General features: G+C 74.7%; 6 protein-coding genes. 2 read left to right on the forward strand and 4 right to left on the reverse strand.

Annotated elements, in window-relative coordinates:
- Positions 1 to 195: 195 nt before the first annotated feature.
- Positions 196 to 624 (reverse strand): PAS domain-containing protein, encoded by a 429-nt coding sequence (locus AX737_RS09990; RefSeq protein WP_066921001.1) that lies wholly within the window; start codon positions 622 to 624, stop codon positions 196 to 198.
- A 409-nt stretch (positions 625 to 1,033) separates the two neighbouring features.
- Here AX737_RS09990 and AX737_RS09995 point away from each other — a divergent pair, with 409 nt between their 5' ends.
- Together AX737_RS09995 and AX737_RS10000 are read left to right on the forward strand one after the other, a co-directional pair.
- A complete protein-coding gene (locus tag AX737_RS09995) occupies positions 1,034 to 1,507 on the forward strand; it encodes an OsmC family protein (RefSeq protein ID WP_066921003.1) in 474 nt (157 codons plus the stop codon).
- A 13-nt stretch (positions 1,508 to 1,520) separates the two neighbouring features.
- Positions 1,521 to 1,886, forward strand: coding sequence for a nuclear transport factor 2 family protein (locus AX737_RS10000; RefSeq protein ID WP_066921005.1), 366 nt, complete (start codon positions 1,521 to 1,523; stop codon positions 1,884 to 1,886).
- An 85-nt stretch (positions 1,887 to 1,971) separates the two neighbouring features.
- Here the strand turns inward: AX737_RS10000 and AX737_RS10005 are convergent, their stop codons facing one another.
- The 3 genes from AX737_RS10005 to AX737_RS10015 form a co-directional block, all read right to left on the reverse strand.
- Positions 1,972 to 2,799 carry an alpha/beta fold hydrolase gene (locus AX737_RS10005; RefSeq protein WP_066921007.1) on the reverse strand — a complete coding sequence of 276 codons (828 nt, stop codon included), beginning with the start codon at positions 2,797 to 2,799 and terminating at the stop codon, positions 1,972 to 1,974.
- Positions 2,800 to 2,837: 38 nt separating this feature from the next.
- A complete protein-coding gene (locus AX737_RS10010; protein ID WP_066921009.1) occupies positions 2,838 to 3,773 on the reverse strand; it encodes an acyltransferase domain-containing protein in 936 nt (311 codons plus the stop codon).
- A partial coding sequence (locus AX737_RS10015) for a triphosphoribosyl-dephospho-CoA synthase (protein ID WP_197430525.1) occupies positions 3,770 to 4,124 on the reverse strand: 355 nt, incomplete at its 5' end. The genes AX737_RS10015 and AX737_RS10010, both read right to left, overlap by 4 nt.

Raw genomic sequence — 4,124 nt, forward strand, 5'->3', positions numbered from 1 at the left:
GGCGGGACCCGCCTGGACGTGCGTGAAGTCGATGATCTTGATCCCCTCGAGCGGCTTGCTCATCTGAAGCGTCTCCCTAGCGATTGTATGTCGAGTGCTTGACGACGAAAGCTTAGATTTATCGAAGTCTTGGTGCTCCGAATCGTACCGGGCGGCTCCGTCCGCGTTCGTGTCGTGCCCTGTCAGGCCGGCCCCTCAGGCGGGGACCGGTTCGAGTTCCGCCAGGCGGCGACGGAGCTTGCGCTCCTCCTCCCAGCGGGCGGTGTCGTCGCGGATCACCGCGACGATGCCGGTCACCTCACCGTCGGCCTCCTTCATCAGGCCGACCGTGAAGGCGATGGAGAGCGGACGGCCGTCCCTGTGCAGGGCCGGCACGCGCAGCACCTCGCTGCCGTAGCGCGTCACGCCCGTCCGCATGGTCTCAGCGTAGCCGGTCCAGTGCCGGCGCCGGTGGCGCTCCGGGGTGATCAGGTCGAGCGTCTGACCGAGCGCCTCGGCCTCCGGGAACCCGAAGATCCGCTCCGCGGCCGGGCTCCAGACCGTGATGACGCCGTCGGCATCCGAGACGACGACCGCGTCCCCGGAAGCCGCCACGACCTGTGCGTAATCGACGTCGCGGCTCATTCCGCCTCCGCTGTCGCGTGCCTCTGTCGTGTGGGTCGGGCGCGTCTCCACGCCCGACCGAACCTCTCGCGTGCGGGCCGCAGCGGAGGCGCCAGCCGGGACCGCCGCCGGTGCGACGGTCCATGCCACGCCTCTCTCCGGGATGCGGGCCGCTCTCGGACCGGTGCGGAGCCGTTGCATCGCGCCGTCCAATTGGAATGTGGTATGCCAGAATGGTCCGGGCGGTCAAGGCAGGGCCGGCGGGACCGATGTAAGACTGACCGGGTTTTGTAATTCCGCCCGGAACGGCCGCGGTTACTTCACGAGATCTTGTCGCAATGCACCATGCGCGCGACGGCACCGCGCCGCCTTGCGGCAGGCGCTTCGTTGGTGGACTGTATCCCACAACATGCGAGGACGGGAAGCTGCCATGGAAGAAGGACCCGGCATCACGCTGCGTCAGGTCTCGGCCTACCGGTTCGAGCTGGATTTCGGGGCGGCGCTCCCGGCCCTGACGGTGGACGAGGCCGAGCCGGTCGGCCGCGGTGAAGGGCCCTGCCCGGAGCAGCTTCTGGTCGCGGGCGTCGCGAACTGCCTCTCGGCGAGCCTCGTCTTCGCGCTGGGCAAGTTCCGGCAGGAGGCCGGAGGATTGGAGACGCGGGCTCGCTGCCGGATCGCCCGCAACGCGGAAGGACGCCTGCGGATCGTGGGCATCGACGTCGCGATCACCCTCGGGACGGAGGCGCGCACCCTCGACCGGATCGACCGGGTGCTCGCGCAGTTCGAGCGCTTCTGCACCGTCTCCGAGAGCGTGAAGGCCGGCATCCCGGTCGCCGTCTCGGTCAGCGACCGGGAGGGAACACGCCTGCACGCGACGGGCTTCGGTGAAGACGCAGCCGATTGAGGGAGACACGACCATGCAGCAGGCAGGATCGGGCGCCGGGGCGCCGGAAGAGCTCGCGGGTTTGTTCAACCAGCGCGCCAACGCGGGCGACGTCGCGGGCCTCGTCGCGCTCTACGAGCCGGAGGCGGTGCTGGCGGCCGGCGACGTCGCGGCGACGGGCCACGCGGAGATCGAGCGCTTCTACACGGACCTGCTGGCGCGCCGCTCCGAGTTCCCGGCCGCGACCGTGCTCCCGCCGGTCCGCAACGGGGACCTGGCGCTGACCTTCGCCACCCTGCCGAACGGCGCCCTCTCGGTCGAGGTGGCGCGCTGCGGGCCGGACGGGCGCTGGCGCTGGGTGATCGACCAGCTCAAGGTGCGCCTGCCCAAGCCGGCCTGAGGCCCGGCATCCTCCGGGGCTCCGCCCCGGACCCGCCGACGGTCCCGACCTCGGTGATCCGGGACCTTCCGCACCTGAGCCGGCCTCAGGTCCGCGGCAGCGTGTGCAGCCAGTCGCGCAAGGGCACCATGGCCTCCTCCCGGCGCGGCTCCAGCATCAGCGCGTGGGCGAGGCGCGGCACGATGTGGGGGCGGCAGCCGTAATAGGCGCCCGTGCGCCAGACCTCGTCGGCCGGGATGAAGCGGTCGTCGGCCCCGCCCAGCACGAAGCTGCGGGGCGCCTGCCAGGGCAGCGGCGCGAAGGGCGGCCAGCCCTGCAGCTCGGGGCCGACCAGCCGGGACTCCTCGCCGACCCGCGCCACGAAGCGCCGGAAGCTCGCCGCATCCACGTCGTCCGAGAACAGGCCCGCGCGCAGGATCGCGGGGTCCGCGGCCCGCGCCCCGTGCAGGCTCATCGCCAGCACCGCGCGAAACAGGTCCGGCGTCAGGAGGCCCATGCGCAGGGCCGAGGGCGCGAGCCCCCAGGGGGGCACGGAGGCCAGCAGGGCCATGCCGAGCGGCCGGCCGCCGGCGCGGACCCAGTTCTGGACGACCGCGCCGCCGAGCGAGTGGCCGACCACCACGAGCGGGCCGCCGAGGCCGCGGGCGGCCCGGTCGAGGTCGTCCGTGTAGTCGGCGAGCCGCCACGTCGCGAGGCGGTCGCGGCCCCAGCTCTCGCCGTGCCCGCGCAGGCTGAGGGCGCAGGCCTCGAACCCGGCCTCGGCGAACCAGGGCAGCACGTGCGCGTCCCAGATCCAGGCGCCGACCGAGATGCCGTGCACGAACAGGAGCCGCGGCCGCCCGCCGTCACGCGCCGGCTTTCGGCGGATGATCTCCAGGGAGCGCTCCGAGTCCCCCACGCGCGCCGCGCTCATCCCCGGACCTGCACCCCGTCCCCAACGCCCGGCGGGCTTCAACCATGCCGGGGCGCGGCGATCCAGTCCCGCACGCCCCCGGCCGAGCGGAAATCAGCGAGCGCGTGCACGCGCGCCTCCGGCAGGGCGTCCCGCGCCATGGTGGCGAGCGCGTGGCCGGGGCCGAGTTCGAGCACCGCCTCGGCGCCGAACTCGCGGGCCGCGGTGAGGCAGGCCGCCCAGTCGATCGTCTCTGAGATCTGCCGCGCGAGCTTGTCGAGGCCCGCACGGGCGTCGAACACGGCCGATCCGTCGAGGCTGGCGACGAGACGCGGCGCGCCGGGCCCCGGCCGCTCCAGGGTCTCGGCCGCGAGGCCGTCCCGGAACCGCGCGCCCGCTGCGGCGAGCAGCGGCGTGTGCGAGGGGGTGCGGACATCGAGCAGCACGGCGCGCTGCGCCCCGGCCGCCAGCGTCTCGGCCCGGAGCGCGTCGAGGGCGTCGCGCGGGCCGCCGACCACGGCGCTGTCGGGCGCGTTGCGGATGGCGAGGTGGCAGCCGTGGCGCTCCGCCAGGGCCGCGACGCGGGCGAGCGCGACGCCGCGGATGCCGGCGAGCCCGAAGCCCGGGCCAGAGGCCGCATCCATCGCCTCGGCGCGGGCGGCGGCGAGCCGCAGAACCGCCTCGGGGGCAAGGCGGCCGGCGCATCCCCAGGCGGCGAGGTCGCCGACGCTGTAGCCGGCCACGATCGTGCGGGCGGGCAGGACCGGGGCGATCACCCGCCAGCCGGCGAGCCCCGCGACGCAGCAGAGGATCTGGCCGGTCCGGTTCCCGTGCAGGTCCGCGCCGGGCGTCCGGACGAGGTCGCGCGGGTCGGCGCCGCCGAGGAGCGGCCGGGCGGCCTCGAAGACCGCGCGCGCCTCCGGGGCGTCGCCCGTGAGCGCGAACATCTCCGGGCCCTGGCCGCCCTGGCCGGAGAGCAGCACCGCGAGCGTCACGGGCCCGTCTCCAGGGCATCCACGAAGAGGGTCATGGCGAGGAGGTCGGCCGCGCCGCCGGGGCTGAGCCGGCGGGCGACGAAGGCGCGGTGCAGCGCCGCCGCCCGCGCGAACCAATCGTCGCGCGCGACGCCGCCCGCGCGATCGAAGCGGGCGGCGGCATCCCGGGCGAAGCGGTAGCCGCCCTCCCCGCCGCGGTGGAGCAGGTTGGTGTCTTCGAGCGCCGCGACCAGCGCGAGGCAGCAGCCGACCCGGGCGGCGTTCGCATCGCTGGGGCGGAGAGCCCGCGCGCGCCGCAAGGCCGGCAGGCCGACCCGGTAGAGGGTCGGGAACCCGGCGGCCGCCTCGGCC

The organism is Methylobacterium sp. CCH5-D2, assembly GCF_001556475.1.
Classification (GTDB): domain Bacteria; phylum Pseudomonadota; class Alphaproteobacteria; order Rhizobiales; family Beijerinckiaceae; genus Methylobacterium; species Methylobacterium hispanicum.